The following is a 23,545-nucleotide window of genomic DNA, read 5'->3' as shown; positions in this document are numbered from 1 at the left end:
CGCGACCGGATGAGGGGCAAAGAGACACGCCTTCGACTGGGACCTTTCCGTCGCCCCTCACCCGGTCCGCGTGACCGCGGATTAGACCTCTCCCCGCTCCGCGGGGCGAGGCGGAGCGCGCGGGTGACCCGACCCTCACGAAGACAGCTGAACCCAGCGCATCTCGGTGCCGCTGCCGACCGGGGAGAAGCGGGTGGTGGAGAGCCTGTTCGAGACGCCCTTCAGCTCGACCGTGTTGTAGACGAAGATGTCCGGGCATCGCTCGACGATGAGCCGCGTCGCCTGCTCGTAGAGCGGTGCCCGCTCCTCCTGTTTGACGAGCCCGCGCGCCTTGCGGAGGAGCTCGTCGACCTCGGCATTCTTGAACCAGGACGAGGCCTTCCAGGTGCCGTGGAACTGGCTGTCGTACATCTGGCCGACCCAGTTCTCCGGGTCGGCGAAATAGGTCGAAACCCAATGGACCCACATGTCCGGGGTGGTGTCGGGCTTCGACGTGTTCGTCGTCATGTTGGCCCAGGTGTCGTTCACGATCTTCAGGTTGACGCCGACCTGCGCGAGGTCGCTCTGGAAGAGCTGGGCGGCCTGGTTCGTCTGTTCGAGCGTGTTCTGGATATGGATCTGGATCGGCCGCTTCATCGGCGCGCCTTCCGCCGCCGCCTTCTTGAAATAGTCGCGGGCCTTGTCGAGGTCGTATTCGTAGCCGGCGACGCCCTTCGGGAAGCCCCAGATCGTGTTCGGCATCGGCGTGGCATCGCGCTCGGCATAGCCTTTCAGGATGTCGTCGATGAAGCCCTTGTAGTTGAAGGCATGCGCGAAGCCCTTGCGGGCATTGATGTTGTCGAAGGGCGCCTTGGCGTTGTTCATCCGGATGATGAAGGTCCGGGCGGAGACGTTCTTCTCCACCCGGGCGACCTTGCTCGCCATGATCTGCTCGACCTGGTCGGTCGGGAGATAGCTGTCGGTCATGTCGATCGAGCCGTTGAGGAGCCCGAGCACGCCGGTCGAGGTCTCCTTGACGACCCGCGAGGCGATCTTCTGGATCGGCTTCGGATTGTCGGTCCAGCCGTACCAATGCGCCTCCCAGCGGTTGAGCTCGTATTTCTCGTTCGGGCCGTAGCTCGCCGGATCGAGCCGGTAGGCGCCCGAGCCGGCTTCGTTCGAAGCGAGCCAGGACGCGCCCCAATCGCCGTTCTTGTCGTTCGCCTTCAGCAGGCGCGGGTTGACGATGCAGACGATCGGGATCGCGGCCAGGAACGGGCCGTACACGCGGGTCAGCGAGAACCGCACCGTCTTCGGATCGGGCGCGGTGATCTGTTCCGGCTTGAGGATCGGCAGGAAGGCGGCGGCGGGCGCCCGGCCCAGCTTCAGCACGCGCTGGAAGCTGTAGACGACGTCCTCGGCCGTGAGATCGGAACCGTCGTGGAATTTGAGGCCGGAGCGGAGCCGGAACTCCCAGGTGAGCCCGTCTTCCGAGGAGGTGTGGCTCTCGGCCAGCCAGGGCGTGATCTTCGGCGGGTTGTCGAGATAGCGGTAGAGCGTGTCGTAGGTGTTCAGCGAATAGCCCATCATGGGCACGTCGAAGACCTGATGGGGATCGAGATTCTGGGGCTGGTTGTCCGACCGGACCATCACGCCGGGCGTCGCGGCCCGGGCTTCGGCGGAGGCGGCGAGAAGCGCCGCGATCGAGAGCGCGCCGGCTTCGCGTCGGGTGAGACTCATGGATGGCTCCTACTCGGCGGCTTCGGCAACATGCGTCGGGACGGGTCGGCCAAGCCCCAGCGCAACGGTCATCTCGGCGGTCTTCAGCGCGGCCAGCACCGGGTTGACGATGACGCAGCCGACCGATGCCTGCAAGCGGTGGGCCACCCCGGGCAGGAAGGCCATGCTCATGCAGCCGAGCACGATCGCGTCCGCCCCGTCCTTCTCGACGCAGGCGCGCCCGGCCGCGACGATGCGCTCGAAGGCGCCGGGCCGCTGCTCGGCCAGGTCTATGACGCTCGCGCCGACGCCCCGGACGGAAGCGAACAGGTCGGCGAGGCCGAGTGCGCGCAGGCGCGCCGCGACGCGGCCATGGCTCCGGCCCGAGGGCGACAGGATGGAGATCCGGGTGCCCAGCTGCGCAGCCAGATGCAGCGCAGCGGCGCCCGGCCCGATCACGGGCACGGGCGTGCGCTCGCGCAGCGCGTCGAGGCCGGGATCGCTGAAACAGCCGACGATCACGGCATCGACCCTATCGGCCGCCCAGGAGGGCGCGAGTTTGAGCATCTCCGGCACCACGATGGCGGCATCGGCCGCGCCCTCGATGGCGGCCGGGCCATCGCCGACCGGCCGGCATTCGATGTCCGTGCCGAACGCAGCGGCGTCCGCCAGGACGGCGCGCCGGCGCGCGATCTCGCCCTCGCCCATGGTCCGGTCCATGGGCGAGGTGAGCTGGTAGAGGATGCGCATGGTCATGCGAGGCTCCGGAGCGCGACCTCGATCGCGGATCGTGCATCCACGAGGCCGTCGGCGACACGGTTGCGTTCGCGGACGAGCTTCGTCTCGAGCATCCAGCGCGCCTCGCCCTCGGGCAGCCCGCCGAGCCCCGGGACGTCGTAGAGCCCCGGGATCATGGAGCCTTGCGGGGTGAAGCCGTAGACGTCCTGCCCGTAGGTGCCCTTGGCGGTGCTGGCGAGCGGGATCAGGAGGCGGGAGAGGCGCTTCATGCAGCCGTTCAGGATCCCGGCCGCCTCCTCGTCCGCATAGCCCTCGCCGTAGCGTCGGCGCCAGGCGGCCGAGGCGTCGTCGAAGGCATGCGCCGCGGCCTTGAAGTCGTGGGCGATGGCGGCCGCCGAGCCGAGCCCGACAGGTGCTCCGGCGCCGGACACCCCGTCGAGCCGCTCGAGAAAGGCATCCGCCACCGGCTCGAACCGGTAGGGCAGGACGACGCTCGTGCACATCTCCCACAGCCACGCCGCGTAGATGCGGATGTGGTCCTGCATGTAGCCCCAATCCATCTTGTCGATCGTGTTCTCGACCGAATGGTGCCACCAGCCGAGCGTCGCGAGCGCGGAGGCGTCGAGCTCGGCCTTGGTGTAATAGCCCTGGCCCGTCAGCATCGGGATGCCGAGGCCGAAGAAGGACGAATCCCCCGTCTTGGTCGAGCGCCGCCACGTGATGTCGCGGCCGGGGAGAAGCTCCTTCTCGATCCGCTGGTGGAAGTCCCGCATCTCGATCGCGGACGCCGTGCTCCACCCGCTCGTGCCGAGGCAGGAGGGCTGGTCGATCTGAAGGTAGCCGACGGCATGCTCGCGCAGGCGGTCCCAGTTCCGGTCGGCGAACCAGGACGAGCCGACCATGGTGCCGGTCTCGTGGGCGGTCCAGAAGCCGGTGACGATCCCGCGCCTGAGTTCGCCGCGATGGGCCTGGAAGACGCGGGCGAGTTCCAGCATGCAGGCATTGCCGGCGGCGTTGTCGGTCGCCTGCGGCCCGGCCCAGGAATCCTGGTGCCCGCCGACCATGACGAAATCGTCGCTCGCCTCGGCCTTGATCTCGCCGATCGTGATCTGGACCGGGCGCCAGCCATTCTCGACATTGGCCCGGAACCAGACCCGGACCGGCCCGGCCGCGAGCATCTCGCGAAGCTGCAAACCGGCCGTGCGGGCGATGCCGATGCAGGGGAGCGTCGGCATCTCGCTCCGCATCGTTTCGGGCGTGGGGTTGCCCCAGGCCGGCTTCACCGAGCCGAAGGGCACGGCCGTGTTCTCCGGGTGGCCCCAGTTCATCATGATGCAGCCGGTCGAGCCCTGGAGCCCGGCGATGCGCTGCTTCTCGTGGCGGGCCGGATGGTAGGAGAGTTCCGATAGCGTGATCCGGCCGGTCGCCTCGCGGCCCTCGTATTCCTCGAAGGCGCCGGTGCGGACATCCATGAGCTCGCCCGAGATGCCGTCCGGCAGGGTGGGGACGGAATGGCCGAGCGTGTTCGCCTCGATCGAGATCTCGCGCGGCGCGAGCACCCGCAACTCGCCCTTCTCGGGAAAGCTGACGAGCCCGGGCATCTCGTGGATCACGGCGTCGGCGCCGATCTCGGTGAGGGCGTCGCGGCTATATTCCGCCATGCGCCGGCCATTCTCGGACCCGGCGAGGCGGGACGGGATCTCGGTCGTGATCCGCTCAACATGGGCGCGGATGCGGTCGGCACTGACCTGGCTCAGGATGGTATCGAGGGGCATCGTCCGGATGGGGCTCCAGGCCGCCGAGGCAGAGGCGCGGCCGACCGCCATGCAAGCACGGCCTACCTGCGATGGCCACCCGGAACGTGGGGCGGATATGCGCGGCGAGTCCCGTTCAGGGCCCTCTACCGAGCCTCTCGCGATCGGCTGGTTGGACCAGCTGACTCGCCGCCCCGACCTGCCGGACCTGGACCCTTTCACGCGGTCCCAAGGAGGGCTCCGGCCGGAAATCGCGGCCCGAGCGGTTCGCGTCTCCGGCCCCGCAGGATCACCTATTCGAGGCGCCCGCTCGCATGGGCGAGGATCAGGAACACCCGCCCGGTCTCGGAGGTGAGATAGGCCCGCCGCATCTCGTCGCCGTTGGCATAGCTCGGAAGGCCGTCCAGCAGCCGCTCGAATTCTTCCACGTAGCGGTCGACCGTGCGGCGAAAACCAATCTCTGCCGCATATTTCCGCTGGATGTCCTCGAACAGCTCCCGGTGTACGCCGGGCGCGTAGAGTTCGGGCGAGAAGACGCCCGGCTCGCCGCGGCGATGCCGATCCCAGAGATCGAGCGCCTGCTCTCCGTCGACCATGCGGGAGACGTCGGCCGAGATCGTCTCGAGTGCACCGACGGGTCGGCGGGCTTCAGCCGCCGGCTCCGGCCGGAACTCGCGCTCCGCCGCCACGGGCGATTCCTCCGCGGCGCGGGTGGCCGACTCGTCGGGGACACGGGCGCCCCGAACCGCTTCAGCCAGGAGCGACTCGGCCGGGCTCGCGATCGGCGGCGCCTGGCGCGGAGCAGGGGGCGGCGCGATCGTCGGCCGAAGCTCGACGGCCATGGCCGGGGCGAGGGCGGGCGCGAAGGCTGCGCCGCCGCGCGGGCGGGCCGAAGCGACATCGACGCTCCGGTTCGAGCGCGAGACGAGCGCCGTCAATTCGCCCAAGGCCTTGATCTGGTCGGCCACGACGCGGCGCATTTCGGCCGTCGTCGCCTCTGTCTCCTGCGGCAGCCCGGCAACGCCGCGCTTCAGCTCTTCGCGCGTACGGTCGAGCTCGTCGTGGATCGTGGCCGCCATGCCGCGCAGCTCGCCGGCGGATTGCCGGAAGCCGTCGAGGGCGCGGCCGAGGCGGTCGCTGACCTCGCGCGTGATCTCGTCCACGACCTCTCGAAGCTCCTCGGTCGAGCGCTGAGCGTCGCCGCTCGAGGTCGTTCGAAGGCGTTCGAAATGCTGCCCGATCGCGGTGGTCGCGGCCTCGGCGCTCGCGGCGAGCGCCGAGCCGATCTCGATCGCCCGGCTCTCCGCTCCGGCCAGACCCTTGGCGAGGGCATTCGAGAAGGCGCGCGTCTCCTCAGAGAAGGCGGTGTTGCGGCTGTCCACCCGTTCGAGGAGGCCGTCGAGCACGGCGGTGCGGTCCGCGAGAGAGGCCCCGATGCGGTTCTCCGCTTCGCCGAGTTCGCTCGCCGCCTCGACGAGGGCTGCCAGGTGGTTCCGGGTGCCGACGGCGAGGTTTCGGCCGCGCTCGTCCATCTGTTCGACGAGCGAGGACACGTCACGGAGCGCTCCGCCCGAGGCATCCTTGAGGGCGTCCACCTGGCCGGAGAGCTGGTCCACCGCCCGCACGGTCTCGACCGAGACGTCGGACAGGAGGCTCTGGAGCTGATGGATGCGGCCCGCGAGACCGTCCTCGATCGCGCCGAGATTGCCGTTGGCTTCGGCCGAGACCTGGCCGAGCTGGCGATTGGCGTCGTCCAGGCGGTTCAGGATCGCGCCGAACTCGGTCCGGAGGCTCTCCTGCGTCTCGGACAGGTTGCGGACGGCATCGGCCGTCCCCTCGTCCACGGCCGCCCGGAGGGTGTCGACCGAGCCCGTATAGAGCGAGGTGAGTTCGACCAGGCGCTGGCGGAGCGAAGCGAGGATCGCCTCGGACCGCTCGTCGAGCAGCCGAACGACGCGCTCGCTCGCCTCGCCGAGATGGGCGGCCATCACGTCGCTGCGCTGGCTGAGTTCGGCCACGAGCTCGTTTCCACGCCCCTCCACGATGTCCCGGATGGCGGAGGTGCGTTCGTCGAGCGCGCTCTCGAGCTCGCGGGTCCGGCTGGCCAGGATCTCGGCCGCGGCCGCGCCGCGCCGCTCGATCGCGTCGGCGAGCGCGACGCCGCGCGTGTCGACGAGGTCGTGCAAGGCGGCCGTGCGTTCGCCCAGAACCGTCTCGAGCTGGCGCGTATGGTCGGCGAGCGACGCCGTGACGGTGCGGCCGCCGGCGTCGATCGCGGCGGCGAGAGCCGAGCTCCGCGCCTCGATCAGCTCGGCCGCGCTGCGGCTGCTCGTGTCGATCGCGGCGGCGAGAGCCGAGCCGCGCGTTCCCAGGAGATCCGCTGCCGCGATGCTGCGGGTTTCGATGATGTCGGCCATGCTGGAGCTGCGATCCTCGAGGAGGTTCGCGAATGCGCCGGTCCGGTCCTCGAACAGGGTCGAGATGTCGGACATCTGCTTGCCGAGCGTGAGTGCGATCGAGTCGCTGCGGCGCTCCAGGATCGAGCCCAAGGTCGCGCTGCGACGGTCGAGGAGGTCCGTGAACGCGGTCGCCTTCTCGTCGATGATGCGGGACACGGTCGCGACCTGGTCCCCGATGGCGCCGGCCTGGCGGTCCAGCACCTGCGTGACCTCGGCGATCTGGTTGCCGAGCGTCGCGACGACGGCCTGACGGCGGCTTTCGAAGAGGTCCGTGAAGGCTGTTGCCCGCTCCTCGATGAGGCGCGAGGCGCTCGCTGCCTGTTCGGCGATGGCGCCGGCCTGGCGGTCCAGTACCTGCGTCACTTCGGCGATCTGGTTGCCGAGGGTCGCGATGACGGCCTGGCCGCGGCGTCCGACGAGGTCGGCGAGATTCGTGCCGCCGCCCTCCACGACCTGGGTGAAGGCGGCGGTCCGGGTGTCGAACATCTGCTCGACCCGCATGATCGCGTCCTCGACACTGCCGGTCACCGCGCGGCCGCGCTCGTCCACCCTCTCGACCATCGCCATGCCGCGCTCGTCGAAGAGCCGCGTGAAGGCCGCGCTGCCCGAGTCGAAGAGACGGGCCACCTCGGCCATGCGGCTGCCGATCTCGCCGGTGATCAGCTCGCCCTGCCGGCCGAGGCCGAGGGCGACTTCCGTGCCGCGCTCGTCGAAGAGGCGGGACATGCGGTCGGAGCCCATGTCGAAGAGCTGCGTCACCTTGTCGATCTGGCTCCCGAGGGTTGCGGTCACGGCCTCGCCCTGGCGGGAGAGATCGTCGACCGCGGTCCGGCCGCGTTCTCCGAAGAGATGGGTGAAGCGGGTCGTGCCGCCGTCGAACAGCGCTGCGACCTCCTCGATCTGTCCGCCGAGGGCGGCCGTGATCACCTCGCCCTGCCGGGCGAGATCCTGCACCGCCGAGCGGCCGCGTTCGTCGAAGACCTGAGCGAGCTGGGACACCCGGTCGCCGATCTCGGCCGTGACGCGGGAGAGATCCTGGGCCATGCCGTGCTCGACCGTTGCGAGGGTTTGCGAGAAGCCGGCCCGCCCCGCCTCGATCCTCTGCCCGATCTCGGCCACATGACCCTGCACCTCGCCGCTGAAGGCGCGGCCTTCGCGCTCGACCTCGGCCAGATGGCCGTCGAGCCGTGCGGCGAGCGCCTGGCTCTCCCGCTCGACACCCGCGATGTGGCCCTCGAAGCGGCCGGCGAGAGTCTGTCCCTCGCGCTCGATCGCGGCCACGAGGTCGCCCCCTCGTTCGCCGAGAAGGCGATCCACCTCGCCGACCTGCCGGTCGAGCGACGTCGTCAGGGCTTCGCCGTGACGCGAGAGTTCCTGGACGAGTTCCGGCCCGCGTAACGCGAGCAGATCCCGGAACTCCGCGCTGCCGGTGTCGAAGATGCGGGTGAAGTCCGCGATCTGGCCACCGATCGACGTCGTGATTCCCTGGCCCTGCCGGGCCACCACTTCGATCAGCCCGGCGCCGCGCTGGTCGAGAATCCGGCCGATCGCGCCCATGCGGTCGTCGAGGAGTTCGCCCGTGGCGCCGACCTGCTTCTCCAGCGTAGCGAGGAGTTCGTCGCCGCGCCGGCCGAGGGTTTCATGGGCGTGATGGCCACGCTCGTCGATGAGTGCCGCGAGGCTCGTCGTCCGCGTCTCGAAGACGGTCTCGAGCGCGTCCGCCTGCGCCTCGATCCGCGTGCTCGCCTCGAGCCCGGCGCGGTCGAGGCGCTCGACGAGGCCCGTCGAGCCGTGCGCGATCACGGTCTCCAGAGCCTGCGTCCGCTGCTCGAACAGGAGCGCGAGTTCGGCCGTCTGGTTGCCCAGCGTTCCGATCGCGGATTGTCCGCGGGCGGTGATGAGGTCGGCCACCTCGGTGCCGCGCTCCGAGACGAGCGTGCCGATCGAGCCGGTGCTCTGGTCGAGGAGCTGCATCGTCTCCGACACGCGATTGCCGAAGGTGCCGAGGATCTCCTCGCCGCGACGCGAGACGAGATTGGCGAATTCGCTGCCGCGTTCGTCGAAGAGGTGGGCGAGGGCGGCGCTGCGCTCGTCCACGATGCGGGTGAAGGTGTCGAGCCGGCCGGCGATCGTGCCGGACAGCGTCTCCGCGCCGCGATCGATGGTCTCGGTGAGTTCGGAGGTGCGCTCGTTCAAGCCGCCGACGATCGCCTGGCCACGCTGCTCCAGGATTTGGGCGATCGAGGCGCCGCCCTTGTCGAACAGCACCGCGAGGTCCGTCATCCGGGCCCCGAGCGTGCCGAAGATCGAGCGGCCGACGCCGTCGATCTCCTCGGACAGGGCGCCCCTGCGCTCGTCGAGAAGGGCGCCGAGCGCGGCCGCGCGCTCGTCCGCCGCGCGGGCGAAATCCTGCGAGCGCTCGTCCAGCGTCGTCGTGAGATTGCGGCTCTTGTCCTCGATCGCGGCGATCATGCTCCGGGCATTGTCGCCCATGGCCCGCTCGACCTCCCGGCCGTGCTCCTCGAGGGCGGCAACGAGGCCGGTCGCCTGCGTGCCGAGGCTCGCGTCGATCGCGCGTCCTCGCTCGTCCAGGGTGGCTGCGAGTTCGCCGAGCGGGGTTGCAACCCGCGTCTCGAACCGGCCGATGCGCTCCTCGAGCGTGGCCGCGATCTCGTCGGCCTTGCCGGCGAGCGCGCCGGTGAGATCGGCCGTGCGGGCCAGAACCTCGTGGGTGACACGGTCCGCGTGCGACCTGAGCGAATCCCCGACCTCGCGCGAATTGTCGGCCAGAAGGCCGGCGAGCCCGCGGCCGTTCTCGGCCAGGATCCGGGCCATCTCGCGAGTCCGCTCGACCAGGGTGTCGCTCAGCGCGACGGTGCGGCCGGACAGCCTGTCCTCGACCTGGCCCGTGAGGGCTTCCACGGTGCGGTTGATCTCGGCCGTCCGGGCGGTGAGCGTCTCCGACAGGGCGGCCGTCCGGTCGCCCAGCTGCGTATCGAGCTGGCCGGTCAGGCCCTCGACGCTGCGGCCCATCTCCGCGCCGCGGGCGGACAGCATCTCGCCGAGCGCCGTCGTCCGGTTTCCGATCTCCTCCTCGATCCGGCCCGCCTGCTCGTCCACGATGCGGCCGATGTCGGAGGTGTGGGTCGTGAAGGTGTCGACCAGGGCAGTCGTGCGGCTCGCCAACTGGTCGTCGAGCTGACGCGCAAGCGCCTCGACCGTGCGGCCGATTTCGGCCGTGCGCTCGGCCGTCTGTTGGCCGAGGCCCGTGAGCCCGGATTCGATCGCAGCCCGGGTCTGCTCCGCGCTGTCCCCGAGCGAGGCGGCGAGCCGGGGCCCATCCTGGGATACGAGCCGGTTCATCTCCTCGAGCCGGACATTCACCGTCTCGGCCAGGGATGCGGTGTCGCGGCCGAAGCGTTCGGCCAGCGGCACGCCATGGGTCGACAGCGTTGTTTCGAATGCGGCGAGGCGGGCCGCGAAGGCCTCGTCCGCCTCGCGGCCGCGCGTCGCGATGGATTCGGTCAGTGTCTCGCCGGTCCTGGACAGGACCTCGTGGATGCGCACCGTCTGGAGGGCGATCGCCCTCACGACCTCCTTGCCCGAGCCGGCCAGGAGGTCGTTCGTCTCGGCCGTGCGCCGGGCAAGCTCCTCGGCCACCTGGCGACCCTGCGCGTCCACCGCGCTTCCCGCCTCGTGGAGGCGGCGCACGAGATCCTGGGTGACCTGGCCGATGGTGCCGTCGAGCGCACCCTTGGCTTCCGCCGTCTGCGTCTCGAGCGCGTGGCTCAGGCGCTCGCCGAAGCCGGCGAGGTTCGTTTCGAGCGCGCCGCCCTGGACGCGGATGCTCTCATCGATGCGGCGGCTCGTGATGTCGAACCGTGCCGCGAGCGCCTCGCCGCGCTCGCCGATCTCCTCGGCACCGACGCGGCCGAGTTCCCGCATGCGTTCGCGCAGCGTTTCGCCGACGCGGTCGAACTCGGACAGGAGTTGCGTTCCCGCCGTCTCCAGCACCGTCTCGAGTGCCTGGCCGCGAACGCCGAGCTCCCGGGCGACCGCGGCCCCGGACGTAGCAATCCCGTCGCGGACCTCGTTGCCCTGCAGCCGGATCTGATCGGCGGCCCCATTGCCGGCGGCCGAGAGCGCCTCGTGCAGCTCGCGAGTCCGATCCGTGATCGCGTGCGAGACGAGAGCGGAGGCTTCGCCGAAGGCGCTTCGCGCCTCTTCGCTCTGGCCCCGAATCTCGGAGACGAGTTCGCCCCCGGTCACCGTGAGGGTGTCGGTCAGCTCGCGCCCGCGGGTCGAGATGCGCTCCAGGAGGCCGTCGACGCTCGCCTCGAAGGCGCCGCGCGCCTCCTGATGCTGGGCCGAGATGCCGTCCACGAAACCATGGGCCGCGGCGGTCATGCCGTCGCGCAGTTCGACCGTCTTCGTCGCGACCTCGTCGAGGAAGGCCGATCCGACCCGGTCGATCTCCGTCCGGGCCTCGCCCCCGCGCAGCACGATCTCGGAGACGAGGCCCGTGCCGATGGCGGCGAGCTCGTCCCGAAGGCGGGCGCTGCGCCCGATCAGGGTTTCGACGATAGCAGAGCCGGTCGTCTCGATGTCGTGGCGCACGGCTCCGCCCCGGACGGTGATGTCCTCCGAGACGCCGAGGCCGGCCGTCTGGATGCCCTGCCGGACGGCGCTGCCGCGCGTCGTGATCTCCTCGGAGATCGCATGGCCGGCGGCCTCGATCCCCTGCCGGACCGCCTCGCCCCGATGGGTGATCTCTTCGGCGAGCGTGAGACCGGCCGCCTCGATGACGCGGCGGGCCGTGTCGGACCGGGCCTCGATCCCCGCATGGATCATGTCGCCCGACTGCGCGAATTTCAGGTTGAGTTCGTTGGCCCGGGTGACGAAGCTCTCCTCGAGGGTCCGTGCTGACTCTTCGAGGGAGCCCCTGACCTCGCCGCCTTGCGAGACGAGCGAGCGGATGACCTCCGAACCCGTCTCGGCGAGCGTGCGGGTGACGCGGGTCGCGCCTTCCTGGAGGCTGCGCGTCAGGATATCGCCCGTGCGCTCGAAAGCCGAGGTCACGTCGGCAGCCTTCTGGGACAGGGCTGCGGTGACGCCGTCGCCGACCGCGCTGACGTCGCGCGTCACGGTCTCCTTGGTGGCCGTCAGCCGCTCGACGAGTTCCGCGCCCCGCTCGCCGAGATCCGTGACGAGGCTCGCGGCCGCCCGGTCGAGGGCGCGGGCGAGATCGTCGCTGCGCTTGTCGAGGCTGCTTCCCACCCGGGCGCCCGCCGCCTCGATCACCTCGACGACCCGGCCGCCCGCGGTCACGAGGTCCGCCGCGAGATGCTCATGGGTGCCGGTGATCGCGCCCCGGATCCGGTCGGCGTTGGAGAGCACCTCCTCGCGCTGGGTTACGAGTTCGCCGACGAGGGCGCGGATCCGGTTCTCGTTGTCCGAGAAGGCGCGTTCCAGGGTGGAGATTTCCGACCGCACCATGGTCTCGAGTTCGGCCGCGCGCGCGAGGGCGCGTTCCAGGCCGTCGCCGACGGCCGTGACCTCGCGCCGGACCGCGCGCGAGACGGACATGACGCCTTCGCTCGCGAAATCGTCGGGCTTCGCCAGCCGGATCGCCACCTCGCCGACGGCGCGGGCGACGAGCTTCATCTCCTGCGCACGCACGGCCAACATGGCGGCGATGAGAAAGAGGACGAGCGGACCGAGGGCGACGGCCGCCGCGGTCGCCGATTGCAGCGGCGACAGCGTCGTCGCGTAGGCGCGAAGTTCGCCGCCCGACTGCCACCAGGCGAGCGCCACGATGCCGCCGATCCAGGCGAGGCTCGCCACGATCGCCCACGCATAGGCGGCCCGCGACGGACGGACCCGGAGCGCCTGCATGAGGAGCCCGACCTCCTGCCGGTCGTCATTGGCGACGGCATCCCGGTCCGGGGCCACCACGGCGCGGCGTGCAGCAGGACCGGTGGAAGGGGCGGCGGAGGCCTGCTCCTCGCCGTCGAAGAGCGCCTGCTCCACGGCCGACATGCCGGCCTGCGTGGTGGGGGTGAGTTTCGGTTCAGTCGCCATAGCCGCCTCGATGACGCAACGCGCGGGTGGCATCATGCTCCGACGCGGGCGCGATGTCGTCGCGCGCCGGAGCCTTGTCCATCCGTCGCGCGCGCCTCCTCAGACGTCACGACGAGACGGTTAAACCCGCATTTACCATGAACCAGTCTATGGGCGACCCGCCGCCATGGAAACCCAAGCCAGGCCGCAACCTTCGAACACCGTTAACGTCCTGGTAACTACGCCCGCCCAATTGCCGGCTTTCGAGGCGAGTTTTCGTATCATTGATCGAGCTTTGCCGGGTTATCCACGGACGACCGCACGAACCGAGCCGGCTTCCGCCCATGCCGCAGACCCGTCCGCACCCCTCCATCCTCGACCTCGACTATCTCGATCGGCAGACTTTCGGAGACCATCAGCTCGCCCGCGACCTGCTGGTCCTCTTCGACGGACAATGCGCGCGCCTCGTGCCGCTGATGACAGGAGAATGCCCAAGGGGGGAGCGCGCCGAAGCGGCGCACGCCCTGACAGGGGCGGCTCGGGCCGTCGGCGCATACCGGATCGCCTCGCTCGCGACGGAACTCGAGGCCTGCCTCGGGGCGGCGGGCAAGGAGGGGAGGGCGGACCCAGTCTCGGCCGCCATGATGGAGGCGTCCGCAGAGGTCCGGCTCGCGCTGCGCCGGTACCTCGCAGAGACCGCGTCCTCCGGCACCTCCGACCTCGCCAAGCCGAACCGGGTCGCCTAAAGGGGTTCGCCCGCGCGAGGCCCGCTCTGCCCCGCCATCGGAGACCGCATGCCCAAGATCACCTTCATCGACATGGCGGACGCCGTGCGCAGCGTCGAGGCGCCGCTCGGCTGGACCGTCATGGAAGCCGCCGTGAAGAACAACGTGCCCGGGATCGAGGCGGAATGCGGGGGCGCCTGCGCCTGCGCGACCTGCCACGTCTACGTGGACGAGGCCTGGATGGACGCGGTCGGGACGGCGCAGCCGATGGAGGCCGACATGCTGGACTTCGCCTCCGACGTGCGCTCGACGTCGCGCCTGTCCTGCCAGATCAAGGTGAAGCCCGAGCTCGAAGGGCTCGTCGTCCGGACCCCCGAGCGGCAAGGCTGAGGAACCCCCGATGAGCGAACGTCCCGTCGTCATCGTCACCGGCGGCAGCCGCGGGATCGGGGCCGCCGTCGCGCGGCTCGCCGCCTCGCGCGGCTATGATGTCGCCATCAGCTATGTCAGCGACGCGGGCGCGGCCGAGCGGGCCCTGGCCGAGTGCCGCGAGGCTGGGGCTCGCGCCATCGCGGTCGCGGGCGACCTCTCCCGCGAGGACGACGTCCTCCGCCTCTTCGACGAGTCCGCCCGCGAATTCGGCCGCATCGATCATGTCGTGAACAATGCCGGGATCACCGGCCGCTCCGGGGCGCTCGCCGATACCGACCCGGCCGTGATCCGGTCCGCGATCGACATCAACGTGACGGGCGCGATCCTGGTTGCCCGCGAGGCGGCCCGCCGTCTCTCGACCAAGCGGGGCGGACAGGGCGGCTCGTTGGTCAACATCTCGTCCGTCGCGGCCGAGATCGGCTCGCCCGGCGAATATGTCTGGTATGCAGCCTCGAAGGGCGCAGTCGACTCGCTTACCGCGGGTCTGTCGAAGGAACTCGCGGCCGAGGGCATCCGGGTCAACACGGTCGCGCCGGGTCTCACCGACACCGAAATCCACGCCCGCTCGACGGGCGACGCGGGCCGTGTCGGTCGCATTGCCCCGATGATCCCGATGGGCCGCGTCGGCCAGCCGGAGGAGATCGCCGAGGCCGTGCTCTTCCTCATGTCGGACGGGGCATCCTACATCTCCGGCGCCAAGCTGAAGGTGTCCGGCGGCCGCTGACGCGGTGCGTCCCCGCCCGCCGACGCGCTGGACCGCCCCGTTCACCGCTGATACCGCGGTGTCCGGAACCGGGCCGGACCGAGTACGTTTGGACCGCGCGCCCCTTGGAAGGAACGTCTCCATGAACAACATCGTCTGGCTCGTCGGAGCCATCGTCATCATCCTCGCGGTCCTCTCCTTCTTCGGCCTCCGGTAGGATAGGCTGCGGGCGCCTCAGCGGACGAGCGCCCGCATCGCCCCGTCGATCCCCTCAAGGGTGAGCGGGAACATGCGGCCGCCGAAGGCGCGGCCGACCATGCCGACCGATTGCGTGTAGCCCCACTGGTTCTTCGGGATCGGGTTCAGCCACACCGATTTCGGGAAATGCGTGACGAGCCGGTCGAGCCAGACCTGACCGGCCTCCTCGTTCCAATGCTCGACCGACCCGCCCGGCATCGCGATCTCGTAGGGGCTCATCGAGCCGTCGCCGACGAAGACCGCCCGGTAGTCGGACGGATAGGTCCGGATCACGTCGAGCGTCGCCGTCGTCTCGCTATGCCGGCGCCGGTTCTCCTTCCAGAGCCTCTCATAGGGGCAGTTGTGGAAGTAGAAATGCTCGAAATGCTTGAATTCCGAACGGGCGGCCGAGAAGAGCTCCTCGGCCTTCTCAATATGCCAGTCCATCGAGCCGCCGACATCGAGGAACAGCAGCACCTTCACGGCATTGCGGCGCTCGGGCCGCAGCTTCACATCGAGCCAGCCCTTGCTGGCCGTCTCCCGGATGGTGCCGTCGAGATCGAGCTCCTCCGCCGCGCCGGTGCGGGCGAAGCGGCGCAGCCGCCGGAGCGCGACCCGCATGTTGCGCACGCAGAGTTCGACATTGTCGTCCAGGTCCTTGAATTCGCGCTTGTCCCACACCTTCACGGCCCGGAAATTCCGGTTGCCGTCCTGGCCGATCCGGATGCCCTCCGGGTTGTAACCATAGGCGCCGTAGGGTGACGTGCCGCCGGTCCCGATCCATTTCGAGCCGCCCTGGTGCCGCTCCTTCTGCTCCTTCAGGCGCTCCTTCAGGGTCTCGAGAAGCTTGTCCCAGCCCATCGCCTCGATCTGCTTCTTCTCCTCCTCTGTCAGGAATTTTTCGGCGAGCTTGCGCAGCCACTCCTCCGGGATGTCGGCCTGTTCGAGTGCCTGGGCCAGCGATTGCACGCCCTGGAAGACGTGGCCGAAGACCCGGTCGAAGCGGTCGAGATTGCGCTCGTCCTTCACGAGGCAGGCGCGGGACAGGTAGTAGAAGTCGTCGATCCGCTTCTCGGCGAGGTCGCGGTCGAGCGCCTCCATCAGCGTCAGGTATTCGCGAAGCGTGACCGGCACCTTCGCGGCGCGAAGCTCGGTGAAGAAGCGCAGGAACATGGGGCGTTGTCGGACCGGCCGTGATGTGGGTCAAGCCGTGGCCCGAAGGCAGGGCAGGCGGCGGCGCGACTGGACATCTCGCGGCAGCCGGGGAGAAGTGGCCCGATGCCGCTCTACTTCGCCTATGGTTCGAACATGGACCGCGATGCCATGGCGTCGCGCTGTCCGGCGTCGCGGGCGCTCGGCCCCGCCCGGCTCGAACGCCATCGGCTTGTCATCATGCGGGAAGGCTATGCCTCCGTCATCCACGACCCCCGCCGTGCGGTGCATGGCCTGCTCTGGGACCTGTCGCTGGCCGATGTCCTGGCGCTCGACCGCTACGAGGGCGTCTCGGGCGGGCTCTACGTGAAGCGCCACCTCGCCGTCATGACGGGCGTCGGAGCCCGCCGGGCGCTCGTCTATCTCGGCACCAATGCCGGGCCCGGCGTGCCGCGACCGGGCTATCTCGAAGGCGTGATCGAGGCAGCCCGGGCGGCCGGCCTTCCCGAGCCCTACCGGGCCGAGATCGCGGCCCTGTCCGGGCGACCGGGCGGCGAGGGACGGGCGCCGGTTCTGGTCCCGGCCGTCCGCCCGACGCGGCGGACGCCGCTCGACCCGCCCCGGCCGGTCGGCGGAACGGGCTGGCGCTGGACGCCGTGAGCGCCATCCGGGTCGTGATAAGCGGCCGCGTCCAGGGCGTCGGCTTCCGCTACTGGACCGGGCGCGAAGCCGGGCGGCATGGCCTCGCCGGCTGGGTGCGTAACCGCCGCGACGGCTCGGTCGAGGCCGTGTTCGCCGGACCCGCCGAGGCCGTCGCCGCGATGCTCGAAGCCTGCCGGCAGGGCCCGGCCGGCGCGCGCGTGGACGCGGTCGCGGAGCATCCGGCCTCGGCCGAGGAGGCCGGGGAGGGAGGGTTCAGGCAGTTGCCGACGGAGTAGCGCACTGCCTCTCCCAGCTTGGCGGGGCGAGGTCTGTCTAAACCTTCTTCGGCGCCCAGGCCTCGACCGGCCCGCCGGCCTTCTTCCAGGCGCCGAACCCGCCCTCGATATGGGCAACCGGCTTTAGCCCCATCTCCTGCGCCGTCCCGGCCGCGAGCGCCGAGCGCATGCCGCCGGCACAGAAGAAGACGAAGCGCTTGTCCTCGGCAAAAACCGGCTTGTGGTAGGGGCTCTCGGGGTCGATCCAGAATTCCAGCATCCCGCGCGTGCAATGGAAGGCGCCCGGCACGCGGCCGTCGCGTTCGAGTTCGCGCGGGTCGCGGATGTCGACGAGCACGACGTCGTCGCGGCCGGCGAGCGCGATGGCATCCGCGGCCGGGATGGTCTCGATCCGGGCATTCGCCTCGTCGATCATGGCCTTGTAGCCGTGGGTGATGGTCTGGGGCATGGTCGCTCGGTCTCCTCGCCGGGGGAGATGGGGCCGTGCGCGGCGGGAGGTCAACGGCGGACAGCATGGCAGGTTCGGGTTTCACGGTCGCCGACCTCGTCGCGCTCGGCTTCTTCGCGATGGCTTGGCTGTCCTACCATTTCGCCGTGGAGCGGAGCTCCGCCGGGCCTCGCAGCCTGAACCGCCTGATGAACCGGCACCGCTACGCCTGGAAGCGTGCCCTTCTCACGCGCGAAAACCGCATCATCGACGCGAACATCAACGCCTCGCTCCAGAACGGCACGGCCTTCTTCGCCTCGACCTCGTTCCTCGCCATCGGCGGCTCGCTGACGCTGCTCCGGTCCGCTGACGAGGCCGTCACCTTGTTCTCGCAACTCCCGTTCGGGCTCGAGACCTCGCGTCTCGCCTGGGACGCGAAGGTGATGGGTCTGACGGTCATCTTCGTCTACGCGTTCTTCAAGTTCGCCTGGTCGTATCGCCTGTTCAACTACAGCGCGATCCTGATCGGGGCCGTGCCGGAGCGGAGTCTCGGGCCGAGCGAGGCGGCCGAGCTCGCGGCCTGGCGCGCGGCCTCGATGAACACGGTCGCGGGACGGCATTTCAACCGCGGTCAGCGGGCCTTCTTCTTCGCGCTCGCCTATCTGGGCTGGTTCATCTCCGCCTACGTTTTGATCGCGACCACCGGATTCGTGCTCTACGTGATGTGGCACCGCCAATTCGCCTCGGACGCGGTCGCCGCCCTGTCGCGCGGCCCCTGGCCGGACGGGCCATGACCCGACTCTCCTTCTCCGACGACGACATCGCCCGCACCATGCTCGACCTCGTCACCGAGCGCGGCGCCGGCAAGACGATCTGCCCGTCCGAGGTCGCCCGGGCTCTCGGCGGACCTCATCCGGATGGATGGGGACCCTTGATGACGCCGGTCCGGCGGGTCGCGGTCGCGCTGATGAAGGACGGCCGGGTGGTGATCCGGCGCAAGGGTCGCCCGGTCGACTCCGACGATTTTCGGGGCGTCTACCGGATCGGGCCTGCCGACACCCTGTCCGGACCGACGGGAGAGGGTGAGGACGGCCCCGGGAACAGCGCCTCGGAGCGTCCGGACAGGCGGTAGATCACGAGGCCGACCCATTCGCGGACCGCGAGATCGAAGCGGTCGATGCTGGAGGCCATCGACGATCCCGCGGCCAGGAGGTCGCTCCGCGCGCCGCTTCTGTAATCCACAGGATAGGGCGTGACGGCGAATCCGACAGCCCGGAAGACGCCCATCGCACGTGGCATGTGCCAGGCCGAGGTGACGAGGAGCCAGCGCTCGCCCGGTTGGGGGGTGACGAGCCTGCGGACCTCCCCGGCATTCTCGGCCGTGGTGCGCGAGCGGTTCTCGAAGATGATCCGGCTTGCCTCGATTCCGAGCGTCGGGGCGAACCGCTCGACCGCGTCCGCCTCCGGCTTGCCACCCTTGATCAGCGCGCCGTTGCCGCCGGAGAAGACGATGCGGGCCTGCGGGTAGCGGCGGGCGAGATCCGCCATCGCGATTACCCGTTCGGCCGCGTCGCCCACCACGAGCTGGCCACGCGCGAACCCGGTATTGGGATGCACGGCGCCGCCGAGCACGATCACGCCCGCCACCGACCCGGAATCATCACCGAAGGCCGGGAAGCGATTCTCGAGCGGCAGCAGCAGCCAGAAGCCGGCCGGGGCGAGCCCCAGAAAGGCGAGGAGAAGGAGGCTCGCGAGGCAGAGCCGCCGGCCCCACCGCCTCGCCCCGGCCAAGGCGCCGAGCAGGGCCAGAATGACGAGGAGGTTCGACGGCGTCGCGAGATACCCGGCGACCTTCGAGACGGCGAACATCGCCGTCGCCGGCGGCCTGCGTCAGCTCCGGCTGCGCTCCGCCTCGAAACGGGCCTTCGCCTCGGCATTCGGCGGATAGAGGCCGGGGAGGGGCGTGCCCCGCTCGACCTCTTTCATGATCCAGAGTTCGAGCAGCTCCTGGTCGGGCCCGGCCTTCGCGACCTCCTCGACGAAGGCGGCCGGGATCACGACGGCGCCGTCGCCGTCCAGCACGATGACGTCGTCCGGGAAGACGGCCACGCCGCCGCAACCGATCGGCTCGCCCCAGCCGACGAAGGTGAGGCCGGCGACCGAGGCCGGGGCCGCGATGCCGGCGCACCAGACGGGGAGGCCGGTCGATTCGACGCCGACACCATCCCGCACGACACCGTCGGTCACGAGGGCGGCGACGCCGCGCTTCTTCATCCGGGCGCACAGGATGTCGCCGAAGATGCCGGCCTCGGTCACGCCCATCGCATCGACGACGGCGATTGCGCCGTCCGGCATCGCCTCGATCGCGCCGCGGGTGGATTTCGGCGACGACCAGGATTCGGGTGTGGCGAGGTCCTCGCGAGCCGGCACGAAGCGAAGCGGGAAGGCCGGCCCGACGATGCGCTCGCCGGCCTGGAAGGTCGGCCGTGGCCCCCGCATCCAGGTGCGCCGGATGCCCTTCTTCAGGAGGATCGTGGTGATCGTTCCGGTGGAGGTGGCCCGGAGCGCGTCGGCGAGGGCCTTGTCGAGCGGCATGATCTGGTCCTCACGCGGCGTCCCGGTCCCAGTCGGGCGCGAATTCTGGGTCGACGACGCGTCCGCCCGGCCGGCGCAGCGCGGAGAGCGCGGACATCTCGTCGGCCGTGAGCGCGAAGTCGAACACGTCGAGATTCTCGGCGATGTGTCTCGGCGTGCCGGATTTCGGGATCGCGACCACGCCGGGCTGCTGCACGTGCCAGCGCAGGATCACCTGCGACGCGGACTTACCATGCCGGGTCGCGATCTCCCGGACGGCGCGCTCGCCGAGAACCGCCGTGCGGCCGAGCGGGCAATAAGAGGTCAGCACCATGCCGTGCAGGCGGCAGGCGGCCAGCACCGAATCCTGGGCCAGGAAGGGATGATACTCGACTTGGTTCACCGCCAGCGGCTCGGTGGCGAGCCGAACAGTCTCGTCGAGCATGGCGGCGGTGTAGTTCGACACCCCGACATGGCGGGCGAGGCCCCGGCGCTTCGCCTCGCAAAGGGCGGCGGTCGAGCGCTCCAGCGGCACGGCCTTGTTCGGCCAATGGATAAGCAGCAGGTCGACCTCGGACAGCCCGAGCCGCTTCAGGCTTTCCTCGGCCGACCGTTCGAGGTCTCCCGGGGCGATGTCGTCGAGCCAGATCTTGGTCGTCACGAACACGTCCGCGCGCGCGATCCCGCTCAGCTTCAGCCCGGCGCCGACGGCCTGCTCGTTGCCATACATCTTCGCCGTGTCGATGTGGCGATAGCCGGCCGCGATCGCCGCTTTCACGGCCTCGCTGCACCGCTCTCCCTCGAGCCTGAAGGTGCCGAGCCCGATCGCCGGGATGGCGGCTCCGTGCGCGGTGACGGTGTGGGCCTGAGTCATGCGACACTCATGAAAGGGTCCGAGGGCCGAAGGCATTCACGTATGAACACCAGCCGTCAATATGCGCGGTCAGGCGCGAGCGGTTAGGGTCATCGTGAAGACCGCATTCGGAGACTGTCAGCCTTGGACCAGCGGTTCAGCAGCATCGTCGTCGACCTCGAGAAGCTTCGGGATTACTGCTTGAGTGAGACACATCCGCGGGGTCGCCACAATGCACGCGTGTTCCGATCCCGACTTGGGCTTTCGGCGCAGGATGCGAGCCTCCTGCGTGATGCGATGCTCGCGGCTGCGCAGGATCGACCCGATCTGAGGCTTTCGACGTCCGATGGTTTCGGCCAGCGCTACGTATGGGATATCCCGATCACCACGGCCGTCGGACATGCAGTGGTCCGTTCCGCCTGGATCGTCATCACCGGAACGAATGTGCTACGTTTGACGAGCTGTTACGTTCTGTGATGCGGTTGGAAGACAGGCGGAAGCGACCATGACGTCCACCGTTCAACTTCTGGATATGGTCGCCATCATCGCCGACCTCCCTGGTGCGGGATTGCTGCGAGGGCAGGTTGGTACGATCGTCGAGGCGCTTGCCCCCGACGTCTATGAGGTCGAGTTCTCGGACGATGAGGGGCGTACCTACGCGCAAGCCGCATTGAGAAAGGACCAGCTCCTCGTGCTGAAATACCAGCCGCTAAAAGCGGCCTAATAACAACGCGCGAGCCCGTCGAACTCGTGACCGAACTGCAGGGATCTCCGTCGCCCGCCGCTCGTACCCCAGGCTCCGCTTGGGCGAGGACGGCCGGCGTAGGTGGCGGAGGTTTTGACCAGGGTCGGCCGGCTGACGATCAGCTGAGCGGTACCGCCATCACGACCCGGGCCCCAGGCCTTTCGGAGATGCGGGCGAACCAAGCCTCGAGATTCGGCAGCGAGGGGCGTTCGATCGGCAACGCCAGCCAGCGCTTCACGTGGCAGCCGAGCGGGATGTCGCCCATGCTGAAGCTGTCGCCCGCGAGGTAGGGCCGGTCGGCGAGCCGGGCGTCGATGATGTGGGCCATGGCCGCGCTCGCCCCGGTCGACTGCGCGATGACGGACGCGTCGCGCGCTTCCGGCTTGGTCCGGACCAGCTGCCAGAAGACGTCGCGGAGCGCCGGGGTCGCGGTCGTCGCCTGCCAGTCCATCCAGCGCTCGGCGTCGGCCCGCATCCGGAGGTCGGCCGGAAGGAGCGTCGAACCGGGATGCCGGGCGACGAGGTAGCGGATGATGGCGTTGGATTCGAAGAGCGAGAAGCCGTCGCTCTCCTCGAGCACGGGCACGAGCCCGTTCGGGTTCATGCGCCGATATTCCGGCGTGTTGACGATGCCGAAGGCGCCGCCGGCATCGACGCGCTCGTAGCGGAGATGGAGCTCGTCGAGCGCCCAAACGACCTTCTGGACGTTGATTGAGCTGAGCCGGCCCCAGAGTTTCAGGTGGGTCATGCGCGGTCGCCTTCGAGCAATGCCTCGAGCGCGAGATCGTAGGACATGGCGCCGAACCCGGCGATCACGCCGCGCGCGACCGGCGCGATCAGCGAGCGATGCCGAAAGTCCTCGCGGGCATGAACGTTCGAGAGATGAACCTCGATGACGGCCGCGCCGGAGCCGGAGATGGCGTCACGGAGCGCGACGGAGGTGTGGGTATAAGCACCGGCATTCAGGATCACGCCCGCGCCGGCCAGCCCCGCCTCCTGGATCCAGCCGACGAGGTCACCCTCGTGGTTGGACTGGTGGAAGGCGAGGTCCGCGCGCGACGCGGCCCGTTCCCGCAGGCGGCGCTCGATGTCCGAGAGGCTCAGCGCGCCGTAGATCCCGGGCTCCCGCGTCCCGAGCAGGTTCAGGTTCGGGCCGTTCAGGACGACGATGCGATGCATGATCCGGCTCCGCCGGATCAGCTTCGTTCAGCGGGTCGAGTAGGCGAAGGAGTAGGACACCCGGAGGCCGACGGTGAACTGGTCTTCGGAGCCGATGTTGCGGACGATCGGGCTCCGGGCCGCGTCGCTCACGAGGCGGTCGTAGCCGACGAAGCCGGTCGTCGCCCAGGTCTCGTTCCAGCGATAGGTCACGGCTGCCAAGGCGCCGACCGAGGTCACGCCGCCGTCCGGCCGGAAGCTCCGCCCGACGCGCGTATTGATCGCCGCCTCGAAGGGGCTCACGCCGAAATAGCGGTTGTGCTGCTTGGAATCACCGAGCGCCAGGCGCGGGCCGATCGAGGCGGTGAACGGACCCATCTCATGCACGTAATCGAGCGCGAGATTGCCGGTGAAGCCGCTGTCGTCCCGGAAACCGTGCCGGGCCTCGATCCGCGCCCGGATGAAGGTCAGCGGCCAGTATTCGAGGAAGAGGCCGGATTCGACGTCGTATTGACGGCTGCGCAGGCCGGTGAGGCCGCGGTCGTCACGCCGGTTCCGGCCGGACTGGAAGCGGAAGACAGGCCCGAAGCGGAGGGACGGGTTCTCGATGATGGAGATCGATGCGCCGTCATCGGGCGCGAGGAAGCGGGCCGGCTCGTCCGAGCGGCGGTAGTTCAGGGACGGGAAGAAGTTTCCGGATATCTGGTCCGATCCGACATAGGAGGGAGCGGCGGCCCCTGTGACCGACAGGGTCACGATGTAGGTGTCGCTCGTCCCAGCCGGGGGCGGACGGTAACGCGTCAGGATGGGCGCCTGCTGCGCCGAGGCGGCGATGGGGCCCGCCAACACGAGCGCCAGTCCGAGCACGACCTTGCGAAACGTCATCCAAATG

Annotated in this window: 20 protein-coding genes and 1 pseudogene; 9 read left to right on the top strand and 12 right to left on the bottom strand. The window is 69.7% G+C overall.

Going from position 1 to position 23,545, the window contains the following annotated elements:
- Nucleotides 1-135: 135 nt before the first annotated feature.
- The 4 genes from ACFE87_RS15500 to ACFE87_RS15485 all read right to left on the bottom strand — a co-directional run bounded on the left by ACFE87_RS15500 (nt 136) and on the right by ACFE87_RS15485 (nt 12,730).
- The gene (locus ACFE87_RS15500) at nt 136-1,719 is read right to left on the bottom strand and encodes an ABC transporter substrate-binding protein (protein ID WP_375460549.1); all 1,584 of its coding nucleotides are present in this window, start codon (nt 1,717-1,719) and stop codon (nt 136-138) included.
- 9 nt (nt 1,720-1,728) lie between these two features.
- Nucleotides 1,729-2,454, bottom strand: a complete 726-nt coding sequence (locus ACFE87_RS15495; RefSeq protein WP_375460548.1) for an aspartate/glutamate racemase family protein — start codon at nt 2,452-2,454, stop codon at nt 1,729-1,731.
- A complete protein-coding gene (locus ACFE87_RS15490) occupies nt 2,451-4,211 on the bottom strand; it encodes a M28 family peptidase (protein WP_375460547.1) in 1,761 nt (586 codons plus the stop codon). Before ACFE87_RS15490 ends, ACFE87_RS15495 begins: the two co-directional genes overlap by 4 nt.
- Nucleotides 4,212-4,483: 272 nt before the next feature.
- Nucleotides 4,484-12,730 carry a hypothetical protein gene (locus ACFE87_RS15485; RefSeq protein WP_375460546.1) on the bottom strand — a complete coding sequence of 2,749 codons (8,247 nt, stop codon included), beginning with the start codon at nt 12,728-12,730 and terminating at the stop codon, nt 4,484-4,486.
- A 323-nt stretch (nt 12,731-13,053) separates the two neighbouring features.
- Here ACFE87_RS15485 and ACFE87_RS15480 point away from each other — a divergent pair, with 323 nt between their 5' ends.
- The 3 genes from ACFE87_RS15480 to ACFE87_RS15470 are packed head-to-tail and all read left to right on the top strand — an operon-like array spanning nt 13,054 to nt 14,590.
- Entirely contained in the window at nt 13,054-13,455 is a 402-nt protein-coding gene (locus tag ACFE87_RS15480; RefSeq protein WP_375460545.1) for an Hpt domain-containing protein, read from the top strand.
- Nucleotides 13,456-13,503: 48 nt separating this feature from the next.
- On the top strand, nt 13,504-13,824 hold the full coding sequence (locus ACFE87_RS15475) for a 2Fe-2S iron-sulfur cluster-binding protein (RefSeq protein ID WP_375460544.1): 321 nt from the start codon (nt 13,504-13,506) through the stop codon (nt 13,822-13,824).
- A gap of 10 nt (nt 13,825-13,834) precedes the next feature.
- Nucleotides 13,835-14,590: a glucose 1-dehydrogenase gene (locus tag ACFE87_RS15470; protein WP_375460543.1), complete on the top strand. Its 756-nt coding sequence runs from the start codon at nt 13,835-13,837 to the stop codon at nt 14,588-14,590.
- Between the two features lie 213 nt (nt 14,591-14,803).
- Here the strand turns inward: ACFE87_RS15470 and ACFE87_RS15465 are convergent, their stop codons facing one another.
- Nucleotides 14,804-15,979: a VWA domain-containing protein gene (locus ACFE87_RS15465; RefSeq protein ID WP_375460542.1), complete on the bottom strand. Its 1,176-nt coding sequence runs from the start codon at nt 15,977-15,979 to the stop codon at nt 14,804-14,806.
- 105 nt (nt 15,980-16,084) lie between these two features.
- On the opposite strand from ACFE87_RS15465, the pseudogene ACFE87_RS15460 reads away from it, so the two are divergent.
- Both ACFE87_RS15460 and ACFE87_RS15455 read left to right on the top strand, forming a co-directional pair.
- Nucleotides 16,085-16,486: pseudogene (locus ACFE87_RS15460) on the top strand (gamma-glutamylcyclotransferase family protein); the annotation flags it as partial.
- A gap of 128 nt (nt 16,487-16,614) precedes the next feature.
- On the top strand, nt 16,615-16,896 hold the full coding sequence (locus ACFE87_RS15455; protein ID WP_375460541.1) for an acylphosphatase: 282 nt from the start codon (nt 16,615-16,617) through the stop codon (nt 16,894-16,896).
- Nucleotides 16,897-16,933: 37 nt separating this feature from the next.
- Here ACFE87_RS15455 and ACFE87_RS15450 read toward each other — a convergent pair whose 3' ends face one another.
- Entirely contained in the window at nt 16,934-17,344 is a 411-nt protein-coding gene (locus ACFE87_RS15450) for a rhodanese-like domain-containing protein (RefSeq protein WP_375460540.1), read from the bottom strand.
- Nucleotides 17,345-17,409: 65 nt separating this feature from the next.
- Here ACFE87_RS15450 and ACFE87_RS15445 point away from each other — a divergent pair, with 65 nt between their 5' ends.
- Both ACFE87_RS15445 and ACFE87_RS15440 read left to right on the top strand, forming a co-directional pair.
- Nucleotides 17,410-18,117: a DUF599 domain-containing protein gene (locus ACFE87_RS15445; protein WP_375460539.1), complete on the top strand. Its 708-nt coding sequence runs from the start codon at nt 17,410-17,412 to the stop codon at nt 18,115-18,117.
- A complete protein-coding gene (locus tag ACFE87_RS15440; protein ID WP_375460538.1) occupies nt 18,114-18,455 on the top strand; it encodes a DUF3253 domain-containing protein in 342 nt (113 codons plus the stop codon). The genes ACFE87_RS15445 and ACFE87_RS15440 overlap by 4 nt, the downstream gene beginning before the upstream one ends.
- Here the strand turns inward: ACFE87_RS15440 and ACFE87_RS15435 are convergent.
- Genes ACFE87_RS15435 through ACFE87_RS15425 form a run of 3 tightly spaced genes read right to left on the bottom strand, consistent with a single transcriptional unit; the run spans nt 18,359 to nt 20,771 of the window.
- On the bottom strand, nt 18,359-19,192 hold the full coding sequence (locus ACFE87_RS15435; RefSeq protein ID WP_375460537.1) for a YdcF family protein: 834 nt from the start codon (nt 19,190-19,192) through the stop codon (nt 18,359-18,361). The two genes, ACFE87_RS15440 and ACFE87_RS15435, sit on opposite strands and share 97 nt — an antisense overlap.
- 21 nt (nt 19,193-19,213) lie before the next feature.
- On the bottom strand, nt 19,214-19,918 hold the full coding sequence (locus tag ACFE87_RS15430; RefSeq protein WP_375460536.1) for a ribonuclease activity regulator RraA: 705 nt from the start codon (nt 19,916-19,918) through the stop codon (nt 19,214-19,216).
- 10 nt (nt 19,919-19,928) lie between these two features.
- Nucleotides 19,929-20,771, bottom strand: a complete 843-nt coding sequence (locus ACFE87_RS15425) for an aldo/keto reductase (RefSeq protein WP_375460535.1) — start codon at nt 20,769-20,771, stop codon at nt 19,929-19,931.
- Between the two features lie 123 nt (nt 20,772-20,894).
- Here ACFE87_RS15425 and ACFE87_RS15420 point away from each other — a divergent pair, with 123 nt between their 5' ends.
- A complete protein-coding gene (locus ACFE87_RS15420; RefSeq protein WP_375460534.1) occupies nt 20,895-21,227 on the top strand; it encodes a DUF6883 domain-containing protein in 333 nt (110 codons plus the stop codon).
- 28 nt (nt 21,228-21,255) lie between these two features.
- Nucleotides 21,256-21,474, top strand: a complete 219-nt coding sequence (locus ACFE87_RS15415) for a DUF4926 domain-containing protein (protein ID WP_375460533.1) — start codon at nt 21,256-21,258, stop codon at nt 21,472-21,474.
- 139 nt (nt 21,475-21,613) lie between these two features.
- Here ACFE87_RS15415 and ACFE87_RS15410 read toward each other — a convergent pair whose 3' ends face one another.
- From ACFE87_RS15410 to ACFE87_RS15400, 3 genes are read right to left on the bottom strand one after another with little or no spacing between them, the layout of a single operon-like run.
- Entirely contained in the window at nt 21,614-22,243 is a 630-nt protein-coding gene (locus ACFE87_RS15410; protein WP_375460532.1) for a glutathione S-transferase family protein, read from the bottom strand.
- Entirely contained in the window at nt 22,240-22,674 is a 435-nt protein-coding gene (gene aroQ / locus ACFE87_RS15405) for a type II 3-dehydroquinate dehydratase (protein WP_375460531.1), read from the bottom strand. Before aroQ ends, ACFE87_RS15410 begins: the two co-directional genes overlap by 4 nt.
- 27 nt (nt 22,675-22,701) lie before the next feature.
- Nucleotides 22,702-23,538, bottom strand: coding sequence for a MipA/OmpV family protein (locus ACFE87_RS15400; protein ID WP_375460530.1), 837 nt, complete (start codon nt 23,536-23,538; stop codon nt 22,702-22,704).
- Between the last annotated feature and the right edge of the window lie 7 nt (nt 23,539-23,545).

It is taken from the genome of uncultured Enterovirga sp. (assembly GCF_964242715.1).
In the GTDB taxonomy this organism is placed as follows: domain Bacteria; phylum Pseudomonadota; class Alphaproteobacteria; order Rhizobiales; family Beijerinckiaceae; genus Enterovirga.
This window is presented reverse-complemented; position numbering and strand designations above follow the sequence as displayed.

Bases quoted from the DNA above. Each gene is read 5' to 3' on its own strand.
- ACFE87_RS15430 (WP_375460536.1), bottom strand. From the start codon at position 19,918: ATGCCGCTCGACAAGGCCCTCGCCGACGCGCTCCGGGCCACCTCCACC.
- ACFE87_RS15480 (WP_375460545.1), top strand. From the start codon at position 13,054: ATGCCGCAGACCCGTCCGCACCCCTCCATCCTCGACCTCGACTATCTC.
- ACFE87_RS15410 (WP_375460532.1), bottom strand. From the start codon at position 22,243: ATGACCCACCTGAAACTCTGGGGCCGGCTCAGCTCAATCAACGTCCAG.
- ACFE87_RS15500 (WP_375460549.1), bottom strand. From the start codon at position 1,719: ATGAGTCTCACCCGACGCGAAGCCGGCGCGCTCTCGATCGCGGCGCTT.
- ACFE87_RS15415 (WP_375460533.1), top strand. From the start codon at position 21,256: ATGACGTCCACCGTTCAACTTCTGGATATGGTCGCCATCATCGCCGAC.
- ACFE87_RS15495 (WP_375460548.1), bottom strand. From the start codon at position 2,454: ATGACCATGCGCATCCTCTACCAGCTCACCTCGCCCATGGACCGGACC.
- ACFE87_RS15485 (WP_375460546.1), bottom strand. From the start codon at position 12,730: ATGGCGACTGAACCGAAACTCACCCCCACCACGCAGGCCGGCATGTCG.
- ACFE87_RS15470 (WP_375460543.1), top strand. From the start codon at position 13,835: ATGAGCGAACGTCCCGTCGTCATCGTCACCGGCGGCAGCCGCGGGATC.
- ACFE87_RS15465 (WP_375460542.1), bottom strand. From the start codon at position 15,979: ATGTTCCTGCGCTTCTTCACCGAGCTTCGCGCCGCGAAGGTGCCGGTC.
- ACFE87_RS15490 (WP_375460547.1), bottom strand. From the start codon at position 4,211: ATGCCCCTCGATACCATCCTGAGCCAGGTCAGTGCCGACCGCATCCGC.
- ACFE87_RS15425 (WP_375460535.1), bottom strand. From the start codon at position 20,771: ATGACTCAGGCCCACACCGTCACCGCGCACGGAGCCGCCATCCCGGCG.
- ACFE87_RS15400 (WP_375460530.1), bottom strand. From the start codon at position 23,538: ATGACGTTTCGCAAGGTCGTGCTCGGACTGGCGCTCGTGTTGGCGGGC.
- ACFE87_RS15435 (WP_375460537.1), bottom strand. From the start codon at position 19,192: ATGTTCGCCGTCTCGAAGGTCGCCGGGTATCTCGCGACGCCGTCGAAC.
- ACFE87_RS15450 (WP_375460540.1), bottom strand. From the start codon at position 17,344: ATGCCCCAGACCATCACCCACGGCTACAAGGCCATGATCGACGAGGCG.
- ACFE87_RS15445 (WP_375460539.1), top strand. From the start codon at position 17,410: ATGGCAGGTTCGGGTTTCACGGTCGCCGACCTCGTCGCGCTCGGCTTC.
- aroQ (WP_375460531.1), bottom strand. From the start codon at position 22,674: ATGCATCGCATCGTCGTCCTGAACGGCCCGAACCTGAACCTGCTCGGG.
- ACFE87_RS15475 (WP_375460544.1), top strand. From the start codon at position 13,504: ATGCCCAAGATCACCTTCATCGACATGGCGGACGCCGTGCGCAGCGTC.
- ACFE87_RS15440 (WP_375460538.1), top strand. From the start codon at position 18,114: ATGACCCGACTCTCCTTCTCCGACGACGACATCGCCCGCACCATGCTC.